Origin of the sequence: Caulobacter sp., from assembly GCF_017744445.1 — a bacterium.
Lineage (GTDB): Bacteria > Pseudomonadota > Alphaproteobacteria > Caulobacterales > Caulobacteraceae > Caulobacter.
The window spans coordinates 1-519 of the sequence record NZ_JAGIBH010000152.1; the positions used below are offsets into that span (position 1 = coordinate 1).

At 71.3% G+C, this 519-nt stretch carries 1 pseudogene; it reads right to left on the reverse strand.

Annotated features, from left to right (window positions below):
- Nucleotides 1–519: pseudogene (locus J7528_RS24160) on the reverse strand (hypothetical protein); the annotation flags it as partial.

Here is a 519-nt window from a genome sequence, read left to right on the forward strand (position 1 = left end):
GCTTGGCCGAGAGGCCGGCGGAGATGCTGGAGACCTGCGAGGCGTAGAACTGGTCGAAGATCGGGTCGCCCGGCTTGCCGGTGGTTCCGGGCCACTGGTCGTGCAGTTTGGCCTGGGGCCAGCCCTGCGGCTGACCGTCCTGGGGCGCGAAGTCCTGCGGGGCGGTGAAGCGCTTGGCGACGAAGTCCGGCGGCTGGCGGTTGGCGGGGCCATAGGCGGCCGGGTCATAGCCCGACGCGCCGCGTCCCGGCTGGTCCATCAGATAGACCGCCCAACCTTGCTCGACGAACTGCTTGGCCCAGCCGGGGCGGCCGTCGGGCGTGGTCAGGAAGTTGGTGATCGTCTGGCCCGCTCCAGGGATGAACACCAGGGCGGCCTTGTGGCGCCGCTTGGCGGGCGTCAGGTACAGCACATGGGCCTGGCCGGTCATGACCTTGCCGCCCTGGGCATAGTGGCCGCCGACGAAGAAGGTCCCGACGTCGGCGATGGCGGCGGGGGGCGTGGCGGCCTGAGCAGGCG